This window comes from [Clostridium] symbiosum ATCC 14940 (genome assembly GCF_000466485.1).
Taxonomy (GTDB): domain Bacteria; phylum Bacillota; class Clostridia; order Lachnospirales; family Lachnospiraceae; genus Otoolea; species Otoolea symbiosa.
The window spans coordinates 1-26,235 of the sequence record NZ_KE992874.1 but is presented as its reverse complement, the minus strand read 5'-3'; the positions used below and the strand labels follow the sequence as shown (position 1 = coordinate 26,235).

The 26,235-nt window shown below is 48.1% G+C and carries 23 protein-coding genes and 1 pseudogene; all 24 read right to left on the bottom strand.

Annotated features, from left to right (window positions below):
* Nucleotides 1–98: 98 nt before the first annotated feature.
* The 24 genes and pseudogenes from CLOSYM_RS08265 to CLOSYM_RS08155 all read right to left on the bottom strand — a co-directional run bounded on the left by CLOSYM_RS08265 (nucleotide 99) and on the right by CLOSYM_RS08155 (nucleotide 26,017).
* Complete coding sequence (locus tag CLOSYM_RS08265; RefSeq protein ID WP_003510524.1) at nucleotides 99–1,130, bottom strand: cytidylate kinase-like family protein; 1,032 nt, start codon at nucleotides 1,128–1,130, stop codon at nucleotides 99–101.
* Nucleotides 1,131–1,145: 15 nt separating this feature from the next.
* Complete coding sequence (locus CLOSYM_RS08260; protein WP_044902259.1) at nucleotides 1,146–2,591, bottom strand: sodium:proton antiporter; 1,446 nt, start codon at nucleotides 2,589–2,591, stop codon at nucleotides 1,146–1,148.
* 481 nt (nucleotides 2,592–3,072) lie between these two features.
* On the bottom strand, nucleotides 3,073–4,089 hold the full coding sequence (gene galE / locus CLOSYM_RS08255) for a UDP-glucose 4-epimerase GalE (protein ID WP_003510519.1): 1,017 nt from the start codon (nucleotides 4,087–4,089) through the stop codon (nucleotides 3,073–3,075).
* Between the two features lie 249 nt (nucleotides 4,090–4,338).
* On the bottom strand, nucleotides 4,339–4,968 hold the full coding sequence (gene sigK, locus CLOSYM_RS08250; protein ID WP_003510518.1) for an RNA polymerase sporulation sigma factor SigK: 630 nt from the start codon (nucleotides 4,966–4,968) through the stop codon (nucleotides 4,339–4,341).
* 213 nt (nucleotides 4,969–5,181) lie between these two features.
* Entirely contained in the window at nucleotides 5,182–5,988 is an 807-nt protein-coding gene (locus CLOSYM_RS08245; RefSeq protein ID WP_021641766.1) for a GNAT family N-acetyltransferase, read from the bottom strand.
* A 1-nt stretch (nucleotide 5,989) separates the two neighbouring features.
* The gene (locus tag CLOSYM_RS08240) at nucleotides 5,990–6,448 is read right to left on the bottom strand and encodes a hypothetical protein (protein ID WP_003510516.1); all 459 of its coding nucleotides are present in this window, start codon (nucleotides 6,446–6,448) and stop codon (nucleotides 5,990–5,992) included.
* A gap of 1 nt (nucleotide 6,449) precedes the next feature.
* Nucleotides 6,450–6,695: a hypothetical protein gene (locus tag CLOSYM_RS08235; protein WP_021641765.1), complete on the bottom strand. Its 246-nt coding sequence runs from the start codon at nucleotides 6,693–6,695 to the stop codon at nucleotides 6,450–6,452.
* Nucleotides 6,696–6,860: 165 nt separating this feature from the next.
* Nucleotides 6,861–6,989: a hypothetical protein gene (locus tag CLOSYM_RS23640; RefSeq protein WP_009298075.1), complete on the bottom strand. Its 129-nt coding sequence runs from the start codon at nucleotides 6,987–6,989 to the stop codon at nucleotides 6,861–6,863.
* A 32-nt stretch (nucleotides 6,990–7,021) separates the two neighbouring features.
* The gene (locus tag CLOSYM_RS08230; RefSeq protein ID WP_021641763.1) at nucleotides 7,022–9,277 is read right to left on the bottom strand and encodes a hypothetical protein; all 2,256 of its coding nucleotides are present in this window, start codon (nucleotides 9,275–9,277) and stop codon (nucleotides 7,022–7,024) included.
* 260 nt (nucleotides 9,278–9,537) lie between these two features.
* A complete protein-coding gene (gene argF, locus CLOSYM_RS08225; protein WP_003510514.1) occupies nucleotides 9,538–10,443 on the bottom strand; it encodes an ornithine carbamoyltransferase in 906 nt (301 codons plus the stop codon).
* A gap of 2 nt (nucleotides 10,444–10,445) precedes the next feature.
* Entirely contained in the window at nucleotides 10,446–11,624 is a 1,179-nt protein-coding gene (locus CLOSYM_RS08220; RefSeq protein ID WP_009298040.1) for an aspartate aminotransferase family protein, read from the bottom strand.
* Nucleotides 11,625–11,637: 13 nt separating this feature from the next.
* Nucleotides 11,638–12,507, bottom strand: a complete 870-nt coding sequence (gene argB, locus CLOSYM_RS08215) for an acetylglutamate kinase (protein ID WP_003510512.1) — start codon at nucleotides 12,505–12,507, stop codon at nucleotides 11,638–11,640.
* Nucleotides 12,504–13,712, bottom strand: a complete 1,209-nt coding sequence (gene argJ / locus CLOSYM_RS08210; protein ID WP_009298038.1) for a bifunctional glutamate N-acetyltransferase/amino-acid acetyltransferase ArgJ — start codon at nucleotides 13,710–13,712, stop codon at nucleotides 12,504–12,506. The genes argB and argJ overlap by 4 nt, the downstream gene beginning before the upstream one ends.
* Before the next feature lie 83 nt (nucleotides 13,713–13,795).
* Nucleotides 13,796–14,734 (bottom strand): N-acetyl-gamma-glutamyl-phosphate reductase, encoded by a 939-nt coding sequence (gene argC, locus CLOSYM_RS08205; protein ID WP_044902258.1) that lies wholly within the window; start codon nucleotides 14,732–14,734, stop codon nucleotides 13,796–13,798.
* Between the two features lie 17 nt (nucleotides 14,735–14,751).
* A complete protein-coding gene (argH, locus tag CLOSYM_RS08200) occupies nucleotides 14,752–16,140 on the bottom strand; it encodes an argininosuccinate lyase (protein WP_021641761.1) in 1,389 nt (462 codons plus the stop codon).
* Nucleotides 16,141–16,220: 80 nt separating this feature from the next.
* Nucleotides 16,221–17,471, bottom strand: coding sequence for an argininosuccinate synthase (locus CLOSYM_RS08195; protein WP_003510508.1), 1,251 nt, complete (start codon nucleotides 17,469–17,471; stop codon nucleotides 16,221–16,223).
* A 311-nt stretch (nucleotides 17,472–17,782) separates the two neighbouring features.
* Nucleotides 17,783–18,190: a hypothetical protein gene (locus tag CLOSYM_RS23395; RefSeq protein ID WP_021641759.1), complete on the bottom strand. Its 408-nt coding sequence runs from the start codon at nucleotides 18,188–18,190 to the stop codon at nucleotides 17,783–17,785.
* Nucleotides 18,191–18,208: 18 nt separating this feature from the next.
* A complete protein-coding gene (locus CLOSYM_RS23390) occupies nucleotides 18,209–18,952 on the bottom strand; it encodes a DUF2812 domain-containing protein (RefSeq protein WP_021641758.1) in 744 nt (247 codons plus the stop codon).
* The gene (locus CLOSYM_RS08185; RefSeq protein WP_021641757.1) at nucleotides 18,949–20,163 is read right to left on the bottom strand and encodes a DUF2812 domain-containing protein; all 1,215 of its coding nucleotides are present in this window, start codon (nucleotides 20,161–20,163) and stop codon (nucleotides 18,949–18,951) included. The genes CLOSYM_RS23390 and CLOSYM_RS08185 overlap by 4 nt, the downstream gene beginning before the upstream one ends.
* Nucleotides 20,164–20,173: 10 nt before the next feature.
* Nucleotides 20,174–21,352 carry a DUF2812 domain-containing protein gene (locus CLOSYM_RS08180; protein WP_021641756.1) on the bottom strand — a complete coding sequence of 393 codons (1,179 nt, stop codon included), beginning with the start codon at nucleotides 21,350–21,352 and terminating at the stop codon, nucleotides 20,174–20,176.
* Complete coding sequence (locus CLOSYM_RS08175; RefSeq protein ID WP_003510500.1) at nucleotides 21,349–21,663, bottom strand: PadR family transcriptional regulator; 315 nt, start codon at nucleotides 21,661–21,663, stop codon at nucleotides 21,349–21,351. The genes CLOSYM_RS08180 and CLOSYM_RS08175 overlap by 4 nt, the downstream gene beginning before the upstream one ends.
* A gap of 258 nt (nucleotides 21,664–21,921) precedes the next feature.
* Complete coding sequence (locus tag CLOSYM_RS08165; RefSeq protein WP_003510498.1) at nucleotides 21,922–23,769, bottom strand: ABC transporter ATP-binding protein; 1,848 nt, start codon at nucleotides 23,767–23,769, stop codon at nucleotides 21,922–21,924.
* Nucleotides 23,753–25,499 (bottom strand): annotated as a pseudogene (locus CLOSYM_RS24025) (ABC transporter ATP-binding protein). The gene CLOSYM_RS08165 and the pseudogene CLOSYM_RS24025 overlap by 17 nt, the downstream one beginning before the upstream one ends.
* 89 nt (nucleotides 25,500–25,588) lie before the next feature.
* Nucleotides 25,589–26,017, bottom strand: a complete 429-nt coding sequence (locus tag CLOSYM_RS08155) for a MarR family winged helix-turn-helix transcriptional regulator (RefSeq protein WP_021641751.1) — start codon at nucleotides 26,015–26,017, stop codon at nucleotides 25,589–25,591.
* Between the last annotated feature and the right edge of the window lie 218 nt (nucleotides 26,018–26,235).

Genomic DNA, 26,235 nt, shown 5'->3' with positions numbered 1-26,235 from the left:
ACAAATCCCACCCCAACTATTGACAAAGAGCCAATAAAAAACGGCCTTCGCAGGACACTCCTGCAAAGGCCGGATAAATCGGCATTCCAAAGCTGATTTTATTTTTTATTCTTTACGCCCCGGTCAATCATTCTGAGAATAAACTCTACCGTACCGTCGATTCCATAACTTGCACTGTTAATACAGAGATCATAATTATTCGCATTGCCCCACCGGCGGCTTGTATAAAAATTATAATAATGGGAATGCTGCCGATCCAGGTGTTTCAGAAGACGCCTTGCCTTCTTCTCCCCCATTCCGTTATGGATTTCCATTGTGTGGCGCACCCTCTGTTCAAAGGGCGCCGTGATGTAAATACTGATATGCGGGATTCTGTTATTCGTCATAATTGCATCACCGCAGCGGCCCATAATGATAAAGTCTTCTTTTCTGGCCATATCGCACAGCAGGTCACTCTGATTAAAGAATATGGCATCTTTCTTGGAAAGGCCGTGATATCGGCTGAATTCACGCATTCTCTGCCGAAGAGTCAGGCTCTTTGTCTGTTCAAATGCACTGGCCAGATTCGGATTCAGATCCGGATTGCTTGAATAGCCTATCGAATCGCGGACCGTATCCTTCTCTGCCTCCAGCCGCTTTAACACAGCCTCAAATATTTCGGCATCATAATAGTTGATTTTCAATTTATCGGCCAGTTTGAAGCCGACATCAATGCCGCCGCAGCCATACGTCCAGCTAATGCAGATAATCAGGTGATCTTCGCTGGAAAAACGGTCCTGGAGATTGAATGCGTTCAGCTTCGCCATCTCCGGATCGATAATATCACCACTCACAAAGCTGGTAGGAAGGCTCATTACTTCCTGAAGAATCCGGTTGTATTCCGTCATAACCAGCTTCCGCTCTTCTTTATCCTTAATCGTGCGGGCCATGTTGGCAATCAGCGCCAGTTCACTCCGCATCAGATGGCCCTGGGGCCTGGTCAGCATTGTATTAACCAGTTCATCCACACAGCTTTCGCGGTTCCTGTTAAAAACACGGCCCAGGGAAGAACCTAACTGAGCATAAACCTCCGCATCCAGATCGTAGATGCGCTCCGCCAGTTCCCGGAGCTGCTCTTCATTATTTAACATCGTTCATCCCCCTCCCTATAAAAAGAACAATATCATATCCAGTGCAAAGACCGGAATCAGAATTGCGAGCGACCAGAGAAGATAGCCAAAAAAGGACGGCATGCGGACACCGTTCTCATCCGCTATAGATTTAACCATAAAATTGGGAGCATTGCCTATATAAGTATTGGCTCCCATAAATACGGCTCCGGCCGAGATTGCCATCAGCATCTGTAACGGCACAACCCCCAGAACCGTTGTCATTCCCTCCGTAAAATCAAGCGCTCCTGCCGTGGTCAGGAATACAAGATAGGTGGGCGTATTATCCAGAAAGCTGGAAAGGAGTCCCGTGCTCCAGAACATTTGGTACGGCTCCGTAATGCCCAGGCTGCCGCCATTGGCTTTCAAAAGCATGAGAGCCGGCTGCATTGTGATAAAAATTCCCACAAATAAAACGGCAACCTCACGGATAGCGCTCCATGTAAAATGGTTCTCCCTCCGGATCTCCGAATCCGTAGTTTTAAAGGAAAGTAATGCAGCCAGCAAAATAATAGCAATTTCAATCAGCGCCGGATATCCCAGGCTTACTTCCCCAAAAATATGAATTCCCTTCACATTTCCCGCCGCATCCTGAAACGCCGGATGTCCCGGCAGGGTGCCGCTCAAAATAACTGCTGCCACAATCATAATCAGAAAAATCAGATTATGCGCTCCCCTGATCTTAACCTCCGTACCGGGCTTACTGATATCCGGTTTCAGGCCGAGGGCAATATCCTTGCGGTATGCACGCCTGTCCAGCCAGTAAAACAGGAACAGCAGCACTGCCATATTAAAGATAAGAAGCGGAAAAAGCTTCAAACTCCAGAAAAATGGGACACCTCTCATAAAGCCCATCAGCAGGGGCGGATCCCCAATCGGGGTGAGACAGCCGCCTATGTTGGAAACCAGAAAAATAAAAAACACAATAATGTGGCGTTTCCTTTTTCTCCATGAATTCATCTTGATGACGGGGCGGATCATCAGCATGCTTGCGCCGGTGGTGCCTATCCAGCTTGAAAGCAGCGTCCCCAGAGCCAGCAGCCCCACGTTTACCCTGGGCGAGCCTGCCAGGTCCCCGGACATCGTAATGTTGCCGGAAACACAGAACAGGCCGAAAAGCAGGATTATAAATGTCAGATAATCGTTCACGATGCATTCCAGAACGGTCTCTAATGCAGTCCCTGCACTAAATGAAAGAGCGAATGGAACAATAAAAAGCAATGACCAGAAAATCACCGCATGCGGCTGATGCTCTTCCCACCACTCGGCCTTAATCAGCGGCAGCACCGCAATACACAAAAGAAGTCCGGCAAAAGGGATACACAGCCAGATTGGTACGGCTGTTTTCTCACTGCCGGCCACATGTTCTGCTGCCAGAGCCGTCATCGGACTGAAAAACAGCATCAGTGCCAGGCTCCCGCAGAAAGCAGTCAATTTTTTCACCTCAAAAATCCTCCCTATCCTTTTCCGAACTATTTTTATAGTTCAGCCAATAATTATAACAACTTTATCAACGAATTACAACCGCAGATTCTGCAATGACCGCAAAGAGCTTCAAAATTCGGATTTTCGGCAAATCTATTTATTATTTATGAACGTATGGGAGCCTTTTTCTGTCTGCGGCGGGTCGCTTCAGCGACATTATTCCCTGCCGTCGCAGGCATTGGCTCACTTAGCGAGTGTAACGAGCTTAGTGAACAAGCCCTCTTTAGAGTTGCGTTCCTCCGCGGAGCGGTTTTTATTTAACAGGAGAACTTTCCTGTTAAACGATAGCCTGCACGCTCTGCGTACAGACCACCGTCTTCAAATAAAAATACTGTCCGGCTAAGGCCGGACAGTAAATAAATTTATTTTCAGTTATCTGCTAATCCGGCGCACGCCTAAAAGCCGCTTTGCCTTCCTTATTGCCTTGCCGGTTTCTGTCTCAGTTTCTGTAACCGTCCGGATTCATCGACTGCCATCTCCAGGAGTCTTCGCACATTTCCTCTATGCCGCGCTCTGCCTCCCAGCCAAGTTCCTCTTTCGCCTTAGTTGCGTCTGCATAGCAGGTTGCGATATCCCCGGCGCGTCTCGGCTTAATCTCATAAGCAATCTCTCTGCCGCTGGCTTTTGCATAAGCTTTTACCACGTCAAGGACACTGTAGCCGTTCCCTGTTCCCAGATTGTAGATGGTAACCCCTGCCTTCTCTTCTATCTTCTTCAGGGCTTTGACATGGCCTACCGCTAAATCCACTACATGGATATAGTCACGCACTCCGGTACCGTCGGGTGTAGGATAGTCGTCCCCAAAAACTCCGAGGCATTTCAGCTTGCCTACTGCGACCTGCGCAATATACGGGACAAGGTTGTTCGGAATCCCCTTTGGATCCTCGCCGATTAAACCGCTCTTATGAGCTCCGATTGGATTGAAATAGCGCAGCAGAACAACGTTCCATTCCGGATCGGCCACATGCAGGTCCGTCAGAATCTGCTCAAGCATGCTCTTCGTCTGTCCGTATGGGTTCGTTATCTTTCCCTTCGGACACTCTTCCGTAATCGGTACGAATGCCGGATCTCCATAAACAGTAGCCGAGGAACTGAATACGATATTCTTAACGCCATGGTTCCTCATAACATCGCAGAGGAGCAGCGTTCCGGTAATGTTATTATGATAATATTCCAGTGGCTTTTGAACAGACTCACCCACCGCCTTCAGTCCTGCAAAATGAATCACGGAATCAATGTTCTCCTTATCGAATACAGCCTCTATGGCAGGCTTATCCAATAAATCAGCCTCATAGAATTTCACCTGTTTCCCTGTGATTTTTTCTACACGTCTTAAGGATTCCTCGCTGGAATTACTGAGATTATCCACCACTACAACCTCATATCCTGCGTTCAGAAGCTCTACACACGTATGGCTTCCTATGTAGCCTGCACCGCCTGTAACTAAAATTGCCATAATCAACATCCTCCTTCTCGCAATGAAAACGCGTTCCGCAAATTTTTCACTGCCATCAATCAAAACTTCAAGCTCAGCTTTCATTATATACGGAGGATATTTATAATACAATCAGAAATATTGCGATAAATTATCGAATTTATGCTGTCTTTTTCCAGGCGGCCGGTTCGGCAACCGGTCTTCTGCATATTTTGCAGAAACCGGTTTGCTGACAGACGCAAATCGTCCCCGACATTCAAAATTTCCGGTTCACCCATTCTTCTCAAATTCCAGCCTCAGTTTTTCCAGGGCCTTCTTCTCAATACGGCTGACATAAGAACGTGAGATACCCATTTTACCGGCTATCTCTCTCTGAGTGCGTTCCTGCTCCCCAAAGAGTCCGTACCGCATGCTCAGTACCTCCTGCTCCGTGTTTTTCAGACATTTCCGATAGGCATCATAGAGTTCAGAGACATCCTGCTCCAATATAATCGTCTCCAGGGCAGCTTTATCATCCGCTTCGATCACATCGATCAGGTTAACGGTCTCTCCATCCTTATCAACTCCTATGGGGTCATATAAGGAGACATCTTTGGAATGCTTTTTACCGGCGCGAAACAGCATCAGAATCTCGTTTTCCACACATTTCGCTGCGTAAGTAGCCAGTCTGGAGCCGCGGTCCATCTTAAACGTATTCACGGCTTTGATCAGCCCGATTGTCCCAACCGACAGAAGGTCTTCCATCTCATAATCAGTATATTGATACTTTTTTATGACATGGGCCACCAGCCTTAAGTTACGTTCAATCAAAACGGCCTTGGCTTCTTCGTCTCCCTCTTTGCAGCGTTTTAGATACTCACGTTCTTCACTGGCCGTCAATGGTTTTGGAAATGTTTTCAAAGAAAGCCACCTCAAAGCTACGTTAATCTATCTTATGCGCTCCGGGAGACTTAAGTGCTTTTACAACTTTTTACAGGCTGGTACTATTTTAGCAGAAACCATAAATCCGTTTATCTGTGAGATACGGCCTGTTCCAATAATGATTCATTGACAGACGCACAAACGGGATCCGGCCAACCGCCGGCTCCCTATTCTCTGTCATCGTTTTATAGTTCATGGCCTGTTCTTAAGCTGTTCCATCTGTCTGAGAAAGATTGCCTCATTCTCCTCTGCCGATTTGGTCGGATCGCTGCTTTCATAGAGAGGACACGGCAGCCGGCGGCATTTTCCGCAATGGGGCAGTTTCTTTTTATATGTACAGCATTCATAAATCCTGCAGATTTCTTCCCCTGTATATTTAAGCCAGAACGGCTTGCCCTGTATCTCATCACATCCGGCACACCTGTCCTCCTCTGTCCCGAAATACTCACAATCCGTGCAGTCAACTCCGCACAGGCTGATCGACTCTGTTTTCCGCTTTACGGAATATACATGATGCGGCATCGTAACACCTTTATAGTGCTTAACAATCGTATCCCTGTACCTCATCCCAGTTCTCTGTGCCACCTTCTGGGAAGCGGTATTGCTGTCCCTGATGATGGAATAGACTTCTTCTGCATCTAGCTGATTAAAGGCGTAGTCCCGGCATGCGGCGGCAGCTTCAACGGCATACCCATGATGCCAGTATGCTTTTTCAAAGAGATAGCCGACTTCAAGCACCTGTTTTTCCCTGTAATCCTGCATCGTAAGGCCGCATTGGCCTATCATACGGCCGCTGTCCTTCAAAGTAACGGCCCAGAGTCCGAATCCATATTGATGATACCTCTCTGTCTGCCTGTCCAGCCATTCCTGTACTTCTCTATCGCTGAAAGCTCCTTCGTAGGCATACATCACATCATTGTCCTTTAATATCCGGCAAAGCGCTTCGTAATCCTCCTGCCCCATGTTTCTCAGTATCAGCCTGTCTGTTTTAAGAACCATCTCATCGCCCCTCTCTCCGGATAGACGCCAGCGCCTCGGCAATATCTCTCATTACCAGAGAGCTCATACTGTCCCTGTAAATGCCCGGATTGGCCTGTTCCAGCGCGGTGCAAATACAATCATAAAGGTCAGGCTTATACTTGACAATTGACGGCAGGGCTTTGATACACTGTCTCGATGTGATAGGCTTAACATCCTCAATATGCTTCAGATAGCTGTCTATCAGCTCATCAATCTTATTCTCCGTGTCCCAACGGGCATTGGCGGCAATCAGCAGAAGCCCCCTCGTTCTGACATAGGAATTTTCATCTTCTATCATATCTGCAAAAAGGTCAAAGAAGGGGTATACATGATCCGTATCGGATGATTCCTTCTCCAGTAACTTAAAACATTGATAAGCCTTTGTTTCGTCTTTCGACCTTAACGCTTCAACCAGTTCTGCGGCTTGTCCGAAATCCATGCTATGCGCTTCCTTTCTTTTGTCTCTTCTTTCTGTCCGCAATCCTCTGGCAGCAGGTAGGATACTTACCTTCTGCTTCGTGTACCGCTCTGCACTCGTTACAGTTCCCGTGGCGGATACAGTCTCTCTTGCAGGGACAGTTAGGGTTTAAATTAGTTTGTGGGGTTATCTCTGTGCCCTTTGCACTATCTTTCATGTACTGGGGTTCTGTGTCTGTTTTGGATTTTTTCAGCTTCTTTTCAGTCATATCAGCAGATTACTCCTTCCGGATGATTGATCAGCAGTTGCATATGTGGATGGAAATCAGATATATCCATATTTACACTGATTTATCAGTATTTGCAATCCGCGTGGAATTATGCCTGAATTCTTCTGCTGTTGTGAAGTTGTAACTGGGGTTCTGTTCAATCAGCTAATTGGTCCCCCGTTTCCTCCACTTTTGCAGTCTGTCCCAAATGTCATTCCCCAAAGCCACGTAAACAGAGAAAAACAGAAACCCCGCATAGAGCAGCAACGCAAGAATTGTTCTCCTGATTTTCATCACACCCCCCTCTCTCTTTTACTGTACTGTCATTAATCGGTTATTTTGCTCATAATAATATTATATACGATATCTAATAATTCCTGAACGTCTTTTGGAAGATTTTTTATCTCTATATATTTTTCCTGTATCCCCAGAAAATTCATCCGGCTCATCCTGGCCTGTTTTAACAGATGACAGGATTCATTCACCTCAAAAGGATGATGAGTCTCTGAAAATAAAATAAAATCCGACTTTTCATCCGAAGAAAACTGGCGATACGTCAAATCGGCCTCCATGTGGATGCTCTCTTCACAGTACCAAACATGGGCTTTAAGTCTGTCTTCATTCTTTGAATCCAGAAAATCACGTCTCCCCTCTCTGTCGATTTCATTGTCCTGATACCAGATTTTATATTTAACCCGTATCGTTTTACATCCCATAAAACGCCCCAGCAGCAGCGATGCATGGAACCCATCGGAAAACGGAAACTGCTCAAACCAGTTCTGGACAGCCTCTTCGTATATTTCCAGTTTTGACTGTTCTCTCCGGACTTGTTCAATCGCATCTGCAAATTTTAAAATCCGGATAACCACAGAACAAAATGAGTAATAGTTTCTCAGCCATGGAGCAAAGTGGCTCAGGGAAAGTCCGGCTTCCTCAAACCGTTTAAAATACATGAGGCATTTCTGATATTCGTCCAGATGACAGCAGTAGAAACAAAGGCGGAGCGCATATTCTGCTGTTTTTGGGTGCTGGATCATTTTCTCTAATTTAGCTTCTACAAGCTGCATCTGATTCTGCATCTCTGCAGCATAGATGGGCTTATGATGTTCTGTCAGGTTTAAGGCAAACGTACCTTCGTCCAGGATAGCCATACGCGTATCAAGCGCATCGATTTCCAAATGGTTTTCCTCATAAACGGCCGTAATATCCTCCAGCATTTGTTTCACCTTCTCAAACCGGTATTCCTCAATATGCATTCTTTTCATCCCGGCCAATTCTTTGCGGTAATGGCACCGTTCATATACGGCTTCTGCCGGTAGGGAGTCGATATAGTTCTGGATCTCTTTTTCCGCCTGAAACGCCATATAGTTTTCCACCGCCCTATCCAAATCATGATACTGTCCCAAAAGTCTGTCATCGTACAAATCACGAAACAGCAAATCAATCTCCTTCCATGTACGGTATCGCGCCGGCATGGGAAGTCCTGAGAGCTTCTCTCTGTCTTTCTCAAGCGCTTCAAGACAGTTGGTTGGATTAAAACGCATCGAGCAGACGATCCTTGCCATACTGCCCTCGTAAACACATCTTTCCTGTTCCGTTAGTCCATACTTCAGTGTCTGTAAAAATTGTCCCTGGATCCATTTTTCAGTCTCCTGTGTATTTTCCTCTGTCTGGCGGAGCAGCTCCAATTCAATATTGCATACGGAAATAAAAGCTTTCGCCTTCCCCATATCCAGTAAATCACGGTATTCCTCCAATATTTTTTTCCAGTCTCCCCGTTTCATGTCCTCGCGAATTCTGCACAAATTAAAACAATAATTATAATAAACCGGTTCCAGAATCTCCATATTCATTTTCTTGTTTTGTCCGGCCGCCGCAATCGCCTGTTTGAAGTAGTAATCTGCCTCCTGATAATTTCCCTGGCATACGTAAAGCACTCCCCGGTTATTGAGAATCTGAATGTACAGTTGGGGAGGCGTATTTTGCTGACAGCATTTTTCCGCCTTCATCATTGACTCACCCGCCCGGACTATGTCACCTGCAGACATTTGCTTAAAACCATGGAAAAAGTAAAACAACGGACCGTCCGTGACCCCCAACTGTGAAAGATATCTTTCCGCTTTTTCCAGATCTCCCAAAAGTAACAAGACGAAGAGGCAGCGCTCCAAATATTTCTTCTTTATTCCGGGAGTCAGGTTCGAAAGCGGAATTTCATTTAATTTCTTCCATGCAGAAATAATATCCTCTGATTCTGTTTTTTTCATCACTTTGAGAATATGGCAGTAATGCTTGTATCTTATGAATAAAATAGAAGCTGAAAGCAGGCAGACTGCACCGGCTCCCCATAAAAATGCCCAATATTTACCGGTGGACGGTTCTATAAATAAAATGTCGGCCGTAATGACTATGACGGCTCCCAACACAGCAATGAATGAGTTTCTTATATATTTAATTACCAGGTAGGAATGAAACAGTTTCCCTGCACCGATTACCGCCAAAAGGTACAGCAGAAGAATAAGGATAAACTTTTTCATTTCCGGAGCATCTATGTAGCTTAGCAGTTCTAAAATTGTATCAATCATTTTATCCTCACCAGATTTATATTTATGTATTTATCTAGTTTAGCACATGATGATCCTTTATAGCAACGGTAGAAGCCTGCTATTATTTCATCCAGCTTATAAGCATGAATTGTTGCAGCATTCAGTCCAAACACTCAGCGATTTATCGGCGGAAAGACTGAGGTTTGATGCAGGTCATACCAGGATAAAATAAAAACGGCTCAGATATTCTTTGGCAGTTTCCCCCAAACTATTATCTAAGTCGTTTTTTATATTCGTTTCTATTTCATCAACGTAACCATAACCGCCTTCTGCGCATGCAGCCGGTTCTCCGCCTCTTCAAATATCTCATCCGCATGCTCTTCAAAGAGCTTATCCGTGATTTCCTGGCCCCGGTATGCGGGCAGACAGTGCTGAACCATGGCTCCGGGTTTCGCGGCGGCCATCAGCTTGTCATTTAACTGATACCCCTGGAAGGCCTTCATACGGACTGTTTTCTCCTCTTCCTGTCCCATGGACGCCCAGGTGTCCGTTACCACGATATCGGCATTTTCCGCCGCCTTCATTGGGTCATCCGTCAATGTGAATGCTTCACCGTATTCGGAAGCAAAGTTAAGAACTGTTTTATCCGGCCGGTAGCCTTCCGGTGTCGCAACCGACACATTCATATCCATCTTCAGTCCGCCCACAATCAGAGAGTTGGCCATGTTATTTCCATCACCGATATAGCACAGCTTCAGGCCGTTTAGAACCCCGTATTTTTCCCTGATTGTCATCAAATCCGCCAGTACCTGGCATGGATGACAGAAATCGGTCAGACCGTTTATAATCGGGATCCGGCCGTATCTGGCAAGGTCCTCCACTTCCTTCTGCTCATAGGTCCGTATCATGATTCCGTCCAGATATCGCGAGAGAACCCGGGCCGTATCCTGAACCGGTTCGCCGCGGCCAATCTGAAGATCCCTTGACGATAAAAACAGAGCCTGGCCGCCCAGCTGGAAAATTCCTGTTTCAAATGAAACCCTTGTTCTGGTGGAGGATTTCTGGAAAATCAGGCCAATCGATTTTCCCTCCAGAAGCCGGTGTGTAATGTTATGCTTTCTCTCATATTTGAGCTGATCCGCCAGATCCAGAATCGCTGTGATTTCCTCTTGTTTGCAGTCCAGCAGTTTTAATAAATGCTTCATTTTCAGAAAACCTCCTTCATAACGGCAACGGCGCTGTCCATCTCTTCATAGCTGATAACCAGAGGCGGAAGGAGACGGATTGTCTCTTCCCCTGCAGTAAGCGCCAGGACGCCCTTTTCAAGCAAACGGTTGACCATTCCTGTACGGCTTTCTTTATCTACGACGATTCCCAGCATCAGTCCCATGCCTCTGACCGTTTTAATCTTGTCGGAGCCGATTGCCAGAATGGCGTTTTTCAAATATTCGCCCTTTCGCTGCACTTCTTTTAAGAACTCCGGTTTATTGACAACCGACAGCACGGTGCGGGCCGCTGCGCAGCAGAATGGATTGCCGCCGAATGTCGTTCCGTGAGTGCCTGCCCCCAGCACATCCGCGCATATCTCTGATGCCATAACCGCGCCGACCGGTACGCCGCCGCCAAGGCCCTTAGCCATACTGACGACATCCGGCTTTACTCCGTACTGCTCATAGCAGAACAGACTGCCGGTACGGCCGATTCCTGTCTGAACCTCGTCTATCAGGAAAAGAATGTCCTTCGCTCTGCAAAACTCAGCCGCCTGCTGCACATATTCTTTATCCAGCGGCAGGACGCCGCCCTCACCCTGGATCAGTTCTATCATCACGGCACAGACAGAATCATCGGCCTTATCTTTAAGCTCTTTAATATCATTAGCCGCAGCATAATCAAACCCTTCGGTGAACGGATAGAAATACTGATGGAATTTCTCCTGTCCGGTTGCTTTAAGCGTGGTGACGGTACGGCCGTGGAACGACTGCTTTAACGTGATGATCTTATTTCTGCCTTCCCCATATTTGTCATAGGAATATTTCCGGGCCAGCTTAATCATCCCTTCATTGGCCTCCGCGCCGGAGTTGGAGAAAAATATTTTTCCCATGCCGCAAGAGGTTACAAGCTCTTTTGCCACCTGCACCATCGGCTCCGTCAGATACAGATTGGATGCGTGCAACAGCTTATGGGCCTGTTCATTCAGCGCCGATACAAGGGCCTCGTTGTCGTGGCCCAGGCTGCTTACTCCGATTCCCGACGTCAGATCAATATACTTTTTCCCGTCGGTATCCCAGAGAGTGGCTCCCTTCCCATGGTCGAGCGCAGCCGGAAAGCGGCCATATGTATGCATTAAATAAAGTTGTTCTTCGTCTTTCAATTCCTGATATGTCATATTTTCCTCCTGCTTATGAGAACATCGTTCCCACGCCGTCCTTGCTGAGCAGCTCAATCAGAATCGAGTGGGGAACGCGGCCGTCCTGTATATTGGCCCTCTCAACCCCCTGGCGTACCGCCTCCACACAGCAGTCCACTTTCGGAATCATGCCGCCCGAGATGATGCCCGATTTAACGAGAGCCGGAACCTCCGATACCTTCAGTTTTGGAATCAGAGTGCTGTCGTCCCCCGGTACCTTCATCAGTCCTCGCACGTCGGTTAAGAGAATCAGTTTCTTTGCCTTTAAAGCCACCGCCAGCTTCTCAGCCGCCGTATCTGCGTTGATATTATAATTTGTCTCCTCATCGACACCGGCCGCCACGGAGGATACCACCGGGATGAATCCCTCCTCCAGCATATCCAGCACCAGTTTTTCATTTACCTCGGTAATCTCGCCGACGTACCCATAATCCGTTCCATCCGGATCCCTGAGCCTGACAGCCTTGAAGAGGCCACCGTCCATCCCGCCGAGACCGACGCCCCTGCCGCCTGCTTTCTCCAGAAGGGAGACAAGATTTTTATTTACTTTGCCGCAGAGAATCATCTGGACGATATCCATCGTCTCCTCGTCCGTATAGCGCAGACCTTTGACAAAGGTCGATTCTTTGCCGATTTTTTTCAGCATTTCCGATATCTCCGGGCCGCCGCCATGCACAAGGACGACCTTGATGCCTACCAGATTCAGAAGAACAATGTCCTGAATGACCGCTTCTTTGAGCACTTCGCTCACCATTGCATTGCCGCCGTACTTTACCACGATAATCTGGCCGGCATATTCCTGGATATACGGCAGCGCTTCCACCAGTATTCCGGCCCTCGTCTCAGGGGTTAAATTCATCATGTCCGATAATCTCCGTTTATTTTCACATAGTCATAAGTCAGGTCGCAGCCCCAGCACGTGACATTGCCGCTGCCTTCCTGCAGGGTTACGTTAATTTCAACCTCTTCCTGATCTAATATCTCTTTCGCCAGCTCCTCATTGAACTCCAGGCCGCGCCCTTTCTCACAGACCGTGACCGTACCTGCTTTAGAGGCAAATTCCACTGTCACCTCTTCCGTATTGAATGCTGCGCCTGAATAGCCCATTGCACAAAGCACGCGGCCCCAGTTGGCGTCGGAACCAAAGATTGCGGCCTTGACAAGGGATGAGGAACAGATAGATTTGCAGAGCTGCTCGGCTGTATCCTCGTCCAGTGCGCCTGATACCGTACAGGTCATCAGCTTGCTGGCTCCCTCTCCGTCTGCCGCTATCTTGCGGGCCAAATCTTCCGTCACCATATGCAGCGCCGCACAAAATGCGTCATAATCCGGCCCCTCCTTCTCCACCGGGAGGTTTCCCGCCATGCCGTTTGCCAGGATACAGCACATATCATTCGTGGACGTATCGCCATCCACCGTCACACGGTTGAACGTCTTTTTTACATCCGCTTTAAGCGCTTTATCAAGCATTTCCGATGAAATGGCGCAGTCCGTCGTGATAAAGGACAGCATGGTTCCCATATTGGGATGAATCATTCCGGAACCTTTGCAGATTCCTCCGATATGGCAGGTCTTACCGTCCGCCTCAAATTCCACCGCAATCGTTTTTACTTTTGTGTCGGTTGTCATAATGGCCTCTGCGGCAGCCATAGAATTTCCGTATTTCATTTCCATGCTTCCGGCATGTTCTTCGATGCACTCCACGCTGAGAGTCTGGCCAATTACGCCGGTGGACGCCACAACCACATCCTCCATCGCGACATGGAGCGCACGGGCCGCAGCCATTGCCTCTCTTCTGGCATTCTCAATCCCAAAGGGGGCGCAGGCGTTTGCATTGCCGGAATTGACGATCACCGCCCTGGCCTTTCCGTTTGAAAGGTTTTCCATCGTTAAAAGTATCGGGGCCGCTTTCACCCTATTTGTCGTATATACGGCAGCCGCGCTGCATTCACAGTCCGAAAGAATCATTGCCAGGTCTTTCTTTGTCTGGGATTTTCTGATTCCGCAGCGTATTGCACCCGCTTTAAAGCCCTTTGCAGCACAAACTCCGCCATCTATGATTTTCATCTCCAAAGTTCCTCCTTTTTCATAATGTTGCAATGTCACAGCTACTGCTCATACGGTAACGTCCCGCGAAGTGTTTTCGTGTATCACAGATTCAGTCCCTGCGTCTCCTCAAATCCAAGCATCAGGTTCATATTCTGCACTGCCGCCCCTGATGCGCCTTTTCCCAGGTTATCAAACAAAGCCGTGATAATGGTCTGATCACTGTGTCCGTTTACAATCAGTTCCAGACTGTCCTTCCCGGCCATGGTTCCGGCAGCTATCATTTTGTCATAGCCAAAGGGATGGACTTTTACCAGCTTCCTGCCCGCATAGTGCAAGGTCAGAGCCTGATGAATCTCTTCTGCCGATTTCTTTCCATTTAGCAGCCTGTTTTGCAGCATCACCGTCACTGCCATTCCCTTATAGTAATCGTCCACCACGGGGATGAATACCGGCGGATACTGTAGTCTGCAGATTTTCTGCATTTCAGGGAGGTGCTTATGCCTCAGATTCAGGCCATAGATCCGCGGGGTATCATAAAGCGGCGGCTTTTCGGCTGCCTCATACTCCGCTATCATCTTCTTGCCTCCGCCGGAATAGCCGGTCAGTGAAAACACGGTCAGCGGATAGTCGCGAGGCAGAATCCCCGACGCTGCCAGCGGATAGACCGCCGTGATAAAGCCGGTCGCATGGCAGCCGGGATTGGCTACCCGTTTTGACGTCTCCACCAGCCTTCGATGCTCCTTTGAAAGCTCCGGCATCCCATAAGCCCATCCTTCTGCCGTTCTGTGGGCAGTTGAGGCGTCGATAATCCGTGTGGCCGGGTTTTCAGCCAGCGCTGCCGCATGGATCGCTGCCTCATCCGGCAGACAGAGAAAAACGATATCCGCCTCATTAATCAGTTTTTTGCGTTCGGGTGTATCTTTTCTTTTTTCTTCCTCAATCAGCAGAAGCTCAATATCGCTTCGTCCGGCCAGCCTGTCATAAATCTGAAGTCCGGTCGTACCTTCTTTTCCGTCTATATAAACTTTCGGTTTCGCCATCTGTGGTTTTTCCTTCCTCATGCTGTCTGAACCGTTACAATGAACCGCTCAATCACGGCAATCTGCCTCGACACTTCCTCCGGGGACGGGCCTCCGGTTACATTCCGGCCTCTGACGCAGGTTTTGAGGTCAATTGCATCATAAATGTCTTCATCAAAAAGTCCGGAATGCTCACGGTATTCATCAAGCGTCAGATCCATCAGGGATTTATCCTGCTTTACACATTCCGCTACCAGCTGCCCCACTGTTTTATACGCGTCCCTGAAAGGCATTCCCTTTTTGGTCAGATAATCGGCGCAGTCCGTCGCGTTGATAAATCCTTTAAGCGCCGCTTTTTTCATATTCTCCCGGCACAGCTCCATCGTGGCAAACATCGGGGTCAGCACTCTCAGACACTGTTTTACCGTATCTATGGCATCAAATACTGCTTCTTTGTCTTCCTGCATATCTTTATTATAAGCTAACGGGATTCCCTTCAGCACTGTAAGCAGCGTAAAGAGGGAACCGTATACGCGCCCTGTCTTTCCTCTCACCAGTTCACAGACATCCGGGTTCTTCTTCTGCGGCATGATGGAGGAGCCGGTGGAAAATGCATCATCCAGTTCCACAAATTTGAACTCCCAGGAACACCATGCAATGATTTCCTCCGAAAAACGTGACAGATGCATCATCAGGATGGAGAGCGCCGAACAAAGCTCCACACAGTAATCCCTGTCGGATACCCCGTCCAGGGAATTATCCGTCACTCTGGCAAATCCAAGCTGCTCCCTGACAAAATCACGGTCAATCGGATAAGTTGTGGACGCCAGGGCACCCGAGCCAAGCGGCATGTCGTCCATTCCCTCAAGGCAGTTGTCAAGCCGGATGACATCGCGTTTCATCATATTGGCGTAAGCCATCATATAGTGGCCGAAGGTCACCGGCTGCGCCCTCTGAAGATGGGTATAGCCCGGCATCACCGTATCAAGATTTTTCTTCGAACTGTCGCAGAGCTCCTCCATGAAGCCGATGACCAGTTTCTTTATCTCGCCGAGTTCCTTTTTCACATAAAGGCGCATATCAAGAGCTACCTGATCATTCCGGGACCTTGCGGTATGGAGACGCTTTCCCGCATCCCCAATCCGTTCCGTCAAAATCTGTTCCATGGCCATATGGATATCTTCATATTCCGCGGAAAACTGAATTTTTCCTGCCTCTATTTCTTTTAATATCCCTTTCAGGCCTTCTATTATCTTGTCAGCCTCTTCCTCCGCGATAATTCCCTGCTTCCCCAGCATGGCCGCATGGGCCATGGAGCCGGTGATGTCTTCTTTATAAAGACGGCAGTCAAACGAAATGGAGGAATTAAAATCATTAACTTCCAGATCCGTCTCTTTCCCGAAACGTCCTGCCCATAATTTAGCCATTGTCTCTATTGCTCCTTATCATTAAAAATGTTCAGCACTCTGATTACTTGTAACAGTTCAGACAGCATGAACTGTTACGATTACTCCACTTCCGGAAAATGTTTCCCTGTCTTCGCAGCCAGTGCCTGGTCATTTAACGCACGCACCTTGATTGGAAGGCCGAAGAGGTTGATGAAACCGGCAGAATCGGCCTGGTCATAGCAGTCATCCTCGTCAAAGGTAGCCATATCTGCAGAATAGAGGGAGTACGGCGACGTTACGGAGGCCGGAATAATATTTCCCTTATAGAGCTTTAACTTCACATCGCCGGTCACCGTCTCCTGTGTGGAATCCACAAAAGCGCTCATCGCTTTGCGAAGAGGGGTATACCACTGCCCGTTGTATACTAAGTCGGCAAATTTCAGGGCAAGCTGCTGTTTGTAGTGCTGTGTCTCTTTGTCCAAAGTGATTTCTTCCAGTTTTTCATGAGCTTTATAGAGAATCGTTCCGCCCGGAGTCTCATAAACTCCGCGGCTCTTCATGCCCACAAGACGGTTTTCTACGAGATCGAGGATTCCGCAGCCGTTCTCTCCGCCCAGTTTATTAAGAACTTCGATTACCTTTTCACAATCCATCTCCTCGCCGTTGACGGAGGTAGGAATGCCTTTTTCAAAATGAATCTCCACATAGGCTGGTGTATCAGGCGCCTGCTCCGGTGAAACAGAAAGCTCTAAAAATCCGGGTTTGCCAAGCGGCGCTTCGTTGGCCGGATCCTCCAGATCCAGTCCCTCGTGGGAGAGATGCCAGAGATTTTTATCTTTTGAATAGTTGGTCTCTTTTGTGATTTTTAACGGAATGCCCCGCTGCTCGGCATATTCTATCTCTTTCTCACGGGAGTTAAGCTCCCAGAACCGCCATGGCGCAATTACATCCATCGAAGGCGCAAACGCTTTGATTGCCAGCTCGAAACGGACCTGATCATTTCCTTTTCCTGTACAGCCATGGCAGATGGCGTCGGCCCCCTCTTTTTTCGCAATCTCTACAATCCGTTTTGCTATAATGGGACGCGCGAAAGAGGTTCCCAGCAGGTAATTCTCGTATGCGGCTCCCGCCTTCATCGTGGGAATAATATATTCATCCACAAATTCTTTCTTCAAATCTTCTATGTAAAGTTTGGAAGCGCCTGTCTTAAGCGCCTTCTCCTCAAGTCCGATAAGCTCCGCGCCCTGGCCCACATCGGCGGATACGGCCACCACCTCGCAGCCGTAATTCTCTTTTAACCACGGGATTAAAACGGATGTATCAAGTCCTCCTGAATATGCAAGTACGATTTTGTTGTATTTCTTTTCCATAATAGTTATCCTCCATTTTGTTTGCTTTTTACTTTTATTCATCACCTGTGCGCTATCCGGAAACAGCCTCAGCCCACTTGAAGTTTAAAACACCGTTTCGCGCTGTGTTTAGCAACGTTCAATGGGCTGCTGTGAAATTGGCATAATTATACCTCTATGGGAATAATTATGCAATACCTTTTTTGAATTTTTATTAAAAAATATTGTATATATAGTGTATATTCATTTTTAATATGCATAAATATAGCATTTTATACATATAGAATGTATATTCCCGGCAGTTTTCCGCCTTTTTATGCCTGCCTGTTTATTCACGATTCCAGAATCGTCCCGAGTACCCCTGCTTTATCCTCCAGTTTTTCTCTTCCCTGATAATAAAGTACCAGCACCTTCTTTCCCCGTCTTGCCACCAGAATCTGGCTTTTCCCATCTTCCAGTAGTGAAAAGCTGTCATACCCCTCTTTCGCAAGTTCCCTGTATCCGCCGCCGTGGTGAGACAGGTGTTCCTCCACCAGTTCACGGCACAGTGCCTCAGAGAGCCAGGTGAAACGCGCGTCATACAAATCTGCCTTCAAAAATGAAAGCTTGTCTTTGTTTTCCGAGTTTTTCCCCTCTCTTTCCACATACCCCTGCTGTCTTATCTCATACCGCTCTTTCAAAAAAGGATTGAAAAAGAAGATAACATTACCCGTATCATTTTCACCGGGTGCTGCCGTCACCCCGCCTGTCTCCAGCTCCTACAGGACCGGCAGTTGGCGCTCCCTTATCTCCTGTTCAATCGGGCCTCCTGTTCCGACGCCCGTGAAGACAGTCAGGATGGAAGCAGCAATCAAAAAGGTCACTGCATAACCGGCCCGGGAGCTGTAGCGTATCCTGCATAGCGCTTCCGCCCCATCTTCCCCGCTTTTTCCATTTTCCAGATCTTTTCTCAATTTCCAAACCTTATAAATGGCGGCAGCCGTTCGAAGCGGCATGATAAGAAGCAGCGTCCCGACCACCGCATTCTGCAGAAACAGAGGGCTTGCCAGGAATAAAGCCGGTCCGGATACCTCTGTGCTGAACAGACGGTAAATGCCCATTATCAGGACGCCTAAGATGATCATATCACTGAGTGCAATCGACCAGAGTGATTTTTGATATTTCTGAAAAAGCATACTCTTGACAAAAGGGTCTGTATGAAGTTCCTCTGCCGTCCCCGATTGGGCCAGATAGATGTGATACCAGTCCTTGTGGCTCGCTACATACTTCCATCCCATTTTCTCATAATCCTCATTCTTCAGGTGATCCAGTTTCCCGTCCCTCTCCTCGACCGGTTCCAGCCGGTAGCGCACCTCTTCCGGCTCATCCTCATAGAAGCGCCACCAGCTACTGCCTGTACTGCTCAGGAAAAGGCCACAGGCCGCCATGTCGTTCAGCCACCTTTCCACGGCCTTTATATCCATATCATTCACCGGAATCCTGCGTATACGTTCTTTCTTCAATATCTCCGCCTCCTCTCTGAAACCAGAAGCTCACCTATCAACTCTGTTTTTTCTTTAAGCATCTCCGGGCCGCTGTACTCAATCAATATCACATCATCTTCCTGCCTGGCCGCCGCAGCCTGTGTCCCATCCTCCCCGATGCCGTAAACTATGGTAAAGGCTCCCAGAGCATTTTCCGCCGTCAAAGGATCCCCTGCCGTCAATGTGCCGCTGATATATTTTCTTTGCACCTCTGAAAACAAGGCTCCGGTCAGACAGGGAAAGCGCATCCTGAAATACTGTACATGCAGTGACGAGGCCGGCGCATCCGTCTTCTTATCCGCATCCCTCTCATATAATTCGTAATTCCCGGCTGTCAGTATATTAAAACGCTGCCATACGGTGCCTCCGCTTTCCCCCTCCTCTTCTGTCTCCTTTGCTGCCCAGCCTGCCCCTTCCTCTCCTCCTCTCTCTTCGAGAAGCTCCAGGGTAAGAAAGCGCCCGGCTTTCATTGCCTGCTCAAGCGGTTCTCCCATCCGCTCCGGAAAAAATGACAGGACCAGACCGGCTATCAGAAAGCCAATGCCAATCCGTTCCAGAGTATGTCCGATTCTTTTCTTCCTGATCCGTTTTCCGGATACCTTTTTTACCTTCACCGGTATTCCTTCCGCCAGCATTTTCCTGAGTTTATGCACTTTTAAGACGAGGAAAAGCGTTTTAAAAAACCAGGCGGCCATAAACAGTCTGTACAGGATTACCGCAGGCCGGAGTTCAATGAATGAGAGGACCGGATACCGCAGAAAATGGGTGGACGAGAAAAAAGAGTCAACTGCAATGAATGCCCAAAGCACAGCCAGAAAAACTAAATCCTTCCTGATCTTTTTTTCCAGCATTTTAAGAGAAAAGCTCTCCACTATCCGATCCGTATGAAGTTCCTCCGTCTCCGGATGATCCGCCATAAAAATATGATAATATGTATTATATTTTGCCACATAATGCCATCCCATAGCTTCATAGTCCGCCTGCCGATCGGCATCCAGTTTTCCTTTTTTCCCGGCGGCGGGCTCAATCCGGTACCGCACGGTTTTCGGTTCTTCTTCCGCAAAAAGCCATGCATACGGCCCGGCCTCTTTCAAGAACAATCCGCGGCCGGCCATCTCTTCCAGCCAGACTTCGATCTCCTTTATGTCCAATGCATCGACGGGAGGATATTTATATCTTTCATTATTCACAGAATACACCTCACTTTCCCTTTTCCAGAATTTCCTTTATTATCCCGGTTTTCTCCTTCATATCGCTCTGTCCGTCGTACTCCACAACCAGGATCCGGTTCCCCTCTGCCGCCGCCACCACCTGTTTCTCCCCCTCTTTTACATACACACACTGATCCAGACCGGTACCTGAAGGCGCTGACTGAGCCAAATCACTGCTTTCGGCTCCCGTATATTTTCTTTCCAGTTCCTTAAATAACGGCTCTGTCAAAACCGAAATCCTGCTGTCGAAATAGTAGGCGGAAATGGAGGTTTCACGGCTTTCGGCCTGGCCTTCCTTCGTCACCATCCGGGTCTCATGGAGTTCATAGTTCTCATTCAGCAGCAGATTTTTATATTCGATATACCGGTCTTCCTTACCATTGAGAAACCATCCGTCGCTTGTCTCTACCGTCCCGTCTTCAAATGCCTCCAGAACCGGCAGCCCCTCGAAATTCATCCTTCCGTCCAGCTCCACACTCTCCGGCCGGAATAAAATGCAAGCGCCGAAATACAGGAAAAACCAGATTGGAAAAAAATACCGGGACAGCTTCTCTTTCAGGCTCCGCCCCGTCAGTTCCTTTTCATACCCTGCTTTTCTTCCCTCTGCCATATACCGTCTCATCGCCCTGACATCTTTATAGGAAAAGATACAGCTCAAGACACAGCCTGCCAGCCATACGGCCAGAAAGATACGGTTAAAATCCGGCGATACGATGGATAAGAGAGGATACTGAAAAAATACATATCCGGTCATCCGGTAAAGCCAGTACCCGGCGGCGGCAGATGCTATGCAGAGTATCAGATTCGACCGGAATGTTGTCTGTAACTGCTTAAGCTTAAGGCTTTCCTCAAGTCTGTCCATGTGCAGTTCTTCTGCCTGCGGGTCCTTTGCCTGAAAGATATGGTACATTGTCTTGTGTGTAAGCAGATACTTCCAGCCCTTCTTCTGATAGCTTTCCCTCTTCTCCACACTGGGCATTGCCCCCTTTTCCGTCACTTTGTCAAGTCTGTACCGGATAGCTTCAGGCTCTCCTTCCCTGAAATACCAGGATGTTCCTGCCGTATCGCACAGGAAGAGGCCTTCCAGGGCCATCTGATCCAGCCACAGCTCGATTCCCTCCACATTCGTCTCCGCAAAAGGCAGCCGTTTCATAATCTCTTTATTCATAGATATCCCTCACTTTCCGCATCAGCGATACACATTCTGAGCCGCGTCACCTCATCGCGGTATGCCTGTATTCCCTTTTCCGTGATCCGGTAGGTTCTTTTCCTGCCTTCAACCTGAATTTCTTCTATAAAATGTTCCTCTTCAAACTTACCTAAAATTGTATACAGCGTACCGGGGCCAAGCCTGACCCTGCCCTTTGTCTTCCTCTCTACAAATTCGGCAATCTCGATGCCGCACATCTCTTTCCCCATGAATGACATCAGCACGTAAAACATGGATTCCGTCAATATTTCTAGCGTTCTTTTCGCCATAATTAAGCATCCTTTCGTACCGTTTCGGCATTTTTGATATCAACACTCAATATCAAGTATCGATATCGTATATTGATATTATAAATCCATCCGCGGCCGGATTCAATAGTGCTTCCTGTCAATTTCCTTACGGAATAATTTAGAATTGCTGTAGCACCATTCGTCACCAACAAAAAAAGTTCATAGCCTTTTGTATCAGCTATAAACTTATTTATAGGAAACGGCAATTTTTCTGCCGTTTCCTCGTAATATGCTATTCTATGCCAGCTCAAACATTCCATTATAAAGCCGGTAATACACTCCCTTCTGGGCCAGCAGATCCTCATGATCGCCTCTCTCTATAATCTCGCCCTGATCGAGTACCATGATGGCGTTGGAATTTCGCACCGTGGAAAGCCGGTGGGCGATCACAAATACCGTCCTCCCTTCCATCAGCCGGTCCATCCCCTTTTCGATGAGACGTTCCGTTCTCGTGTCAATCGAACTGGTCGCTTCATCGAGAATCAGAACGGGCGGATCGGCGACGGCTGCCCTGGCGATGGCGAGAAGCTGTCTCTGCCCCTGGGAAAGGTTGCTTCCATCGGATGTAACCATTGTCTCGTACCCCTTTGGCAGCCTTCCGATAAAGGAATCTGCATTTGCCAGCTTTGCCGCCTCTTCCACTTCCTCCATCGTGGCATCCAGTTTGCCATACCGGATATTATCTGCAATCGTACCGGTAAACAGGTGCGTATCCTGAAGAACGATTCCCAGTGAGGAACGAAGCGCATCCTTTCCGATATCCCTGACGTCAATCCCGTCATAGGTCAGGCTTCCTCCGTCGATATCATAAAAGCGGTTGATCAGATTGGTAATCGTTGTCTTACCGGCTCCGGTTGCGCCGACGAAAGCAATCTTCTGTCCAGGCTTTGCGTAGAGACTGATATTTTTCAATATCAGCCGGCCCTTTTCATAGCCGAAATCCACATTTTTAAATTGTACGTCGCCTCTGAGCGGAATCAATCCCCCATCCTCGGTTTTCCAGGCCCAGCTCCCTGTCTTCTCCGGGCATTCTGTGAGCGGACCGTCCTCCGCTCTTATTACATTCACGAGTGTGACACGGCCTTCATCCGCCTCCGGTTCCTCCTCCATAGTCTCGAAGATTCTCTCCGCTCCGGCCAGGGCCGCCAGAAGAAAGTTTGACTGCAGCGTAAACTGGTTGATCGGCATCGCCGTCTGCCTTACAAAGACAAGATAGCTTGCGAGACTTCCAATATCGGTCCAGCCTTTCAAGGCCATAAATGCGCCTACCATCGTCACGATCGTATAGTTTACATAAGAGATGCTGACAACCATCGGAACCATAGTGCCGGAGTAGGTCAGAGCGCTGACAGCCGCCTGCTTTAACTGTCTGTTCTTCTTATTAAACCGTTCAATATTCTCTTTCTCATGGTTGAATACTTTTACTACCTTCTGTCCGGCTGTCATCTCTTCAATGTAACCGTTCAGCTCGCCCAGGTATTTCTGCTGGAAATTGAAATAATATTTGCTCTTTTGTCCGCTGTACCGGATATAGGCAAACATCAGAATGTAGCAGGCAAATACAATCAGTGACAGGCGCCAGTTCAGGATGAAAATCAAGGTGAGCGTGCCGACTATCTGAATAAAGCTCTGGATTACCATTGCAAAACTGTTGTTAAGCGCATCTGAAACCGTATCCACATCGTTCGTAAAACGGCTCATAATATCGCCGTGGGTTCTGGTATCAAAATATTTAAGGGGCAGCTTCTGAATATGACAGAATAAATCCTTCCTGATTTCCGCAGTAATTTTCTGCGCTGCCATTACCATAAGCTGCGTATATCCGAATGAAGATAATACACCGGCCAGATAGACAGCTCCCATTACAAGAACGGCATAAAAAAGTCCTCTCATATTTCCCGGCACAATATAATCATTGACAATCGGTTTCAGCATATAGGTGCCGTACAGACCGGCCGATGCGCTGACCGTCGTCAGTAGGGCAACCAGAAGAAACAGGAATTTATGGTTACCCATATATCCGAGAAGCTTGCATATTGTGCCTTTCAGGTTTTCAGGCCTCTTGGCGCTAAACTGTCTTGCCATCTTCATCAGCTCCTTTCTGCTGGGAATAATAAAGCTCCTGATAAATCGGATCCGATTCGAGGAGGCTTTTGTGGGTCCCGGCCGCATGTATCTCTCCATCTTCAAGAATAATAATCTGATCGGAATCCATAACGGACGTAATTCTCTGGGCTATAATGATTTTCGTCGTGTCGGCGAGGCCGGCCAGATGCTTTCTGATCTTTGCATCCGTGGCCGTGTCCACAGCGCTGGTGGAATCATCAAATATCAGGACTTTCGGCCTCTTAAGAAGCGCCCTGGCGATGCAGAGTCTCTGCTTTTGTCCGCCGGATACGTTGACTCCTCCCTGTCCCAGATCCGTATCATATCCCTCCGGAAAACGTCCGATGAACTCATCCACACAGGCCGCCCGGCAGGCCCACTCGATTTCCTTCTCATCTGCATTCAGATTGCCCCATTTCAAATTCTCCCGGATTGTACCTGAAAAAAGAACATTCTTCTGGAGTACAATACCTATGGCATCACGCAGGTGTGTAAGGGAGTATTCACGCACATCCCGCCCGTCCACTTTCACGCTTCCCTCTGTGACATCATAGAGGCGCGGTATCAGAGAGACAAGAGTGCTTTTGGCGGAACCGGTTCCCCCGATAATTCCAACCGTCTGCCCCTCTTCAATGTGTATATTGATGTCATTCAGGACATTGCGCTTTGCTTCCTTCTTATATTTAAATGAGACATGCTCAAAATCGATGGTTCCGTGTTCGATTTTGGCTTCCGGCTCGCTCCCGTCCATTAAATCCAGCGGTTCATCAAAAACCTCGCCAATTCTCTTTGCGCTGGCCAGAGAGCGGGTCAGCATCAGAAATACATTGGATATCATCGTCAGGGAATTCATAATCTGCATAACATAGCTCAGGAATCCCGTCAGCTCACCGACCTGCATTCTTCCTGTTTGAATCATCTGTCCCCCAAACCACAGAATCAGTATAATTGCCGCATACATGGTCAAAAGAAAGGACGGCATATTGAGAACGGCAAAATGGAAGGTTCTCTCGCTAGTTCTCTTCAGATTATTATTTACCTCCGCAAATTTTTCCTCCTCGTACTCCCCCCCTGACGAACGCCTTTACGACGCGGATTGCCGTCAGGTTCTCCTGAACCACTCCATTGACACGATCAACCGCCTTCTGCAGCCTGCCGTACATCGGCGCCACTCTGCTGATAATCACAATCAGAATTGCCGCCAGCACAGGTATGCAGACGGCAAATACGAGCGCCAGCCGCGCATTCATATAGCAGGCCATGATAAGCCCCAATACCATCATGACCGGGCCTCGGATTATCGGCCTCATTCCTCCGACAATTGCATTCTGCATTACGGTCACATCTGTTGTGAGTCGTGTGATAATGGAAGAGGTCTCAAAATGATCCAGATTCCCGAAGGAATATTCCTGGAGTTTTTCATACTCCGCCTCACGCAGCCCCGCGCCAAACCCTCCTGCCGCCCGGGCGGAGTACCTGGCATACAAAAGGCCGGTGCCTAGTGAAATGAGCGAACAAGCTGCCATCAGACCGCCTCTGGAAAAAATGTAGTTCAAATCCCGGCCGGCAACGCCCACGTCCAAGATTCCGGCCATGATCATTGGGATGATCAGTTCAAAGCTGGTTTCAATCACGACAAAGAAAATTGCCAGCGAGAAATCTAACCGGTATGGTCTAGTAAACTTTAAAATCCGTTTTAAATCCTTCATGACTCTTATGCCTCCACTGAGTTGCTGTTTAGCTGTTACGGTTCACAGAAAACGCGTTTTTCTGCGGGGCTGTGAATAGTAACGTTCTGCTATCTTGCCTCTTTACCACTCATATTTTTATAAGCCCGGCACAAAAAATCGCCAAACTGCGCCGTCTCCTCCACCGTAAATCCGGTTAGCATGGAAGCCTCCACCTCGTGACAGTGCCCTACCCACTTTTCCACAACTTCCCGTCCTTTCTCCGTTATCAGGATACTGCCTGCGCGGCGGTTTCCCTCCATCGTCTTGCGGACAATAAAACCGTTTTTTTCCAATGTATCCAGCACACGGCTTGTTGTGGCCGGCTCAATGTCACAGTGCTCCGCGACGTCCTTCTGCATACAGCCATCGTGGCCGGCCAGGTACAGCAGCACCTTCGGCTGGCCCGGGGCCAGGCCAAGTTCCGCCATGAAGGGCCTCAGGCACTTCCTCTGGGCGTGAAAGGCCCGGTACAGCAGCATGTAAAATGATACTTTCATAAGTTCTTCTCCTCACTCTCCTTGTACTGCATAGCATAAATTATTAGCATTATCACTGTTAGATAGCTAACTTTAACCCTGCTTTTATTTTATTCCTGGCTTAAAAAAATGTCAACCGCAAAATCATACCTGGTTTGGAGATTTGGTTACGGTTCACAGCCAATGTCAGTTAAGCAAGATGGAGATTTAAATAAGCAGGTGAGGACGCCGCCGGTACG

Bases quoted from the DNA above. Each gene is read 5' to 3' on its own strand.
- CLOSYM_RS08265 (WP_003510524.1), bottom strand. From the start codon at position 1,130: ATGTTAAATAATGAAGAGCAGCTCCGGGAACTGGCGGAGCGCATCTAC.
- galE (WP_003510519.1), bottom strand. From the start codon at position 4,089: ATGGCAATTTTAGTTACAGGCGGTGCAGGCTACATAGGAAGCCATACG.
- CLOSYM_RS08245 (WP_021641766.1), bottom strand. From the start codon at position 5,988: ATGGTTCTTAAAACAGACAGGCTGATACTGAGAAACATGGGGCAGGAG.
- CLOSYM_RS08240 (WP_003510516.1), bottom strand. From the start codon at position 6,448: ATGGATTTCGGACAAGCCGCAGAACTGGTTGAAGCGTTAAGGTCGAAA.
- CLOSYM_RS08235 (WP_021641765.1), bottom strand. From the start codon at position 6,695: ATGACTGAAAAGAAGCTGAAAAAATCCAAAACAGACACAGAACCCCAG.
- CLOSYM_RS23640 (WP_009298075.1), bottom strand. From the start codon at position 6,989: ATGAAAATCAGGAGAACAATTCTTGCGTTGCTGCTCTATGCGGGGTTT.
- CLOSYM_RS08230 (WP_021641763.1), bottom strand. From the start codon at position 9,277: ATGATTGATACAATTTTAGAACTGCTAAGCTACATAGATGCTCCGGAA.
- argF (WP_003510514.1), bottom strand. From the start codon at position 10,443: ATGAAGCATTTATTAAAACTGCTGGACTGCAAACAAGAGGAAATCACA.
- CLOSYM_RS08220 (WP_009298040.1), bottom strand. From the start codon at position 11,624: ATGACATATCAGGAATTGAAAGACGAAGAACAACTTTATTTAATGCAT.
- argB (WP_003510512.1), bottom strand. From the start codon at position 12,507: ATGATGAATTTAACCCCTGAGACGAGGGCCGGAATACTGGTGGAAGCG.
- argJ (WP_009298038.1), bottom strand. From the start codon at position 13,712: ATGAAAATCATAGATGGCGGAGTTTGTGCTGCAAAGGGCTTTAAAGCG.
- argC (WP_044902258.1), bottom strand. From the start codon at position 14,734: ATGGCGAAACCGAAAGTTTATATAGACGGAAAAGAAGGTACGACCGGA.
- argH (WP_021641761.1), bottom strand. From the start codon at position 16,140: ATGGCTAAATTATGGGCAGGACGTTTCGGGAAAGAGACGGATCTGGAA.
- CLOSYM_RS08195 (WP_003510508.1), bottom strand. From the start codon at position 17,471: ATGGAAAAGAAATACAACAAAATCGTACTTGCATATTCAGGAGGACTT.
- CLOSYM_RS08180 (WP_021641756.1), bottom strand. From the start codon at position 21,352: ATGAATAAAGAGATTATGAAACGGCTGCCTTTTGCGGAGACGAATGTG.
- CLOSYM_RS08175 (WP_003510500.1), bottom strand. From the start codon at position 21,663: ATGGCGAAAAGAACGCTAGAAATATTGACGGAATCCATGTTTTACGTG.
- CLOSYM_RS08165 (WP_003510498.1), bottom strand. From the start codon at position 23,769: ATGGCAAGACAGTTTAGCGCCAAGAGGCCTGAAAACCTGAAAGGCACA.
- CLOSYM_RS08155 (WP_021641751.1), bottom strand. From the start codon at position 26,017: ATGAAAGTATCATTTTACATGCTGCTGTACCGGGCCTTTCACGCCCAG.